The sequence below is a fragment of the Streptomyces phytophilus genome (genome assembly GCF_013870535.1).
GTDB classification, from domain to species: Bacteria; Actinomycetota; Actinomycetes; order Streptomycetales; family Streptomycetaceae; genus Streptomyces; species Streptomyces phytophilus.
Genome location: NZ_JACBXC010001127.1, coordinates 1 through 1993 on the forward strand (window position 1 = coordinate 1; position 1993 = coordinate 1993).

Genomic DNA, 1993 nt, shown 5'->3' on the forward strand with positions numbered 1-1993 from the left:
GCGTTCTCGCCGCCGACGCACACGGCGTCGACGCCGCCGGCGAGCGCGCGGACGGTGGCGCCGCCGATGCCGTACAGGTCGGAGACGGCGCCCATCTCGATGCCGTCGGTGACGACGAGGCCGGTGAAGCCCAGCTCGTCGCGGAGCAGGTCGCGGATGATGCGCGGGCTGAGGGTGGCGGGGAGGCTGTCGTCGTAGGCGGGGATGAGCATGTGCGCCGTCATGACGGTGCGTACGCCGGCCTCCATGGCGGCGGTGAACGGCGGCAGCGCGGTGCGGGCGATCTCGCGGGCGTCGGCGGCGACGTGCGGCAGGCCGTGGTGGGAGTCGACGCTGGTGTCGCCGTGGCCGGGGAAGTGCTTGGCGCAGGCGGCGACGCCGGCGGACTGCAGGCCGCGGATCCAGGCGGCGGTGTGCCGGCAGACGAGGTCGGTGCGGGCGCCGAAGGCGCGGACGCCGATGACGGGGTTCTTGGGGTTGGAGTTGACGTCGGCGGAGGGGGCGTAGTTGAGCGAGACGCCCATGGCGTGCAGCTGGCGGCCGATGTCGTACGCGACCTGCTCGGTCAGGTCGACGTCGTCGACGGCGCCGAGGGCGAGGTTGCCGGGGCGGGTGGCGCCGGTGCCGGCCTCGATCCGGGTGACGTCGCCGGCCTCCTCGTCGATGGCGATGATCAGGTCGGGGTTCTCGGCGCGCAGCGCGGCGGTGAGCGCGGCGACCTGCTCGGGGTCGACGATGTTGCGGCCGAAGAGCACCACGGAGGCCAGTCCTTCGCCGATTCTGCGGCGCAGCCAGTCGGGCGCGGTCGTGCCCACGAACCCGGGCTGGAGAACCGAGTTGGCCAGCCGGGCGAGTTCGGGGTTGTTGGCTGCCATGGAGACCTCCGCGGGAGCAGGGGCGGGACGGCGGCCGCGGCGGACTGCGGGCCGGGCGCGCGACGGGTGCGAGTGGAGTGGAAGGTGTGTCGGAACGGGCTGACGTGGCACGGAAAGACTTGGTACAGACCAATGCCGGATACTGGCCTATACCAATCGGGAGTGTCAAGGAAGTCCGCGATCGGATCGTTGGCGGAATGCCCTGCTCCGCAACGGTGGGCGGCCCGGAGGCGGCCTGCGGACGGCCCGCGGACCACCTGCGCCGGGGCACGCACGATCGCGCTCCCCGGGCGGGAAGCCCGCGGTTCGCGGCGGGTGTGGGCACTGACAGGCTTTGACAGATTTTGACCGCCGGGAGCAGCGGGACGGCCGCGTGCGGACGGGACTGCGTGCGGGACGGCCGCCCCCTTGGCCCCCTTGGCCCCCTTGGCATCCGGCGGGCGCGGGCACGACCTGCGGGGCGGGGCCGCCGGCGGGACAATGGCGCCGTGGGTGGCGCACGCGGCGCGTGCGCAAACGGCAGCGAACCCGGAGGTGCCCCATGGCCGCCCAGCTCACCGACCCCGTCGTGGCCGCCTTCGTCGCGGCGCTCAACGCCGGCGACAAGGACGCGTTCTTCGCGCTCCTGACCGACGACGCGACCATGACCGACGACGGCACGGAACGCGACCTCGCCGCGTGGACCGACAAGGAGATCTTCTCCTCCGCCGGCCACATGGACGTCGAGTCCGTCGCCCCTGACGGCCGGTCGCTCGTGGCCACGTACGCGAACTCCACCTGGGGCGGCATGCGCACCCGGTGGTCCTTCACGGTCGCCGGCGACCGCATCAGCCACTTCGACACCGGTCAGGCATGACGTAAAAACTGCACCTGGTCGAGAAATCCCCCCGGGATACCTGTTTGCTACCGTGACGCCGTGGACGGCAAACCAGGGCTGCGGGAGCGCAAGAAGCAGCAGACCCGGGCGGCGCTCTCCGAGGCCGCGATCACGCTGTTCCTGCGGCACGGCTTCGCCGGAGTCTCGGTGGCCCGGGTGGCCGAGGCCGCGGAGGTGTCCAAGCGCACGCTCTTCGCGTACTTCCCGACCAAGGAAGACCTCGTCGCGCACCGCCTCGCCG

The 1993-nt window shown here is 72.6% G+C and carries 3 protein-coding genes; 2 read left to right on the plus strand and 1 reads right to left on the minus strand.

Annotated elements, in window-relative coordinates; all coding sequences use genetic code 11:
• A partial coding sequence (locus H5J30_RS29830; RefSeq protein ID WP_181790475.1) for a glycoside hydrolase family 3 protein occupies window positions 1-875 on the minus strand: 875 nt, incomplete at its 3' end.
• A 541-nt stretch (window positions 876-1416) separates the two neighbouring features.
• On the opposite strand from H5J30_RS29830, the gene H5J30_RS29835 reads away from it, so the two are divergent.
• Window positions 1417-1731 (plus strand): sigma-70 family RNA polymerase sigma factor family protein, encoded by a 315-nt coding sequence (locus H5J30_RS29835; protein WP_181790477.1) that lies wholly within the window; start codon window positions 1417-1419, stop codon window positions 1729-1731.
• A 60-nt stretch (window positions 1732-1791) separates the two neighbouring features.
• The coding region (locus H5J30_RS29840) for a TetR/AcrR family transcriptional regulator (RefSeq protein ID WP_181790479.1) at window positions 1792-1993 on the plus strand (202 nt) is incomplete at its 3' end.

Bases quoted from the DNA above. Each gene is read 5' to 3' on its own strand.
- H5J30_RS29835 (WP_181790477.1), top strand. From the start codon at position 1,417: ATGGCCGCCCAGCTCACCGACCCCGTCGTGGCCGCCTTCGTCGCGGCG.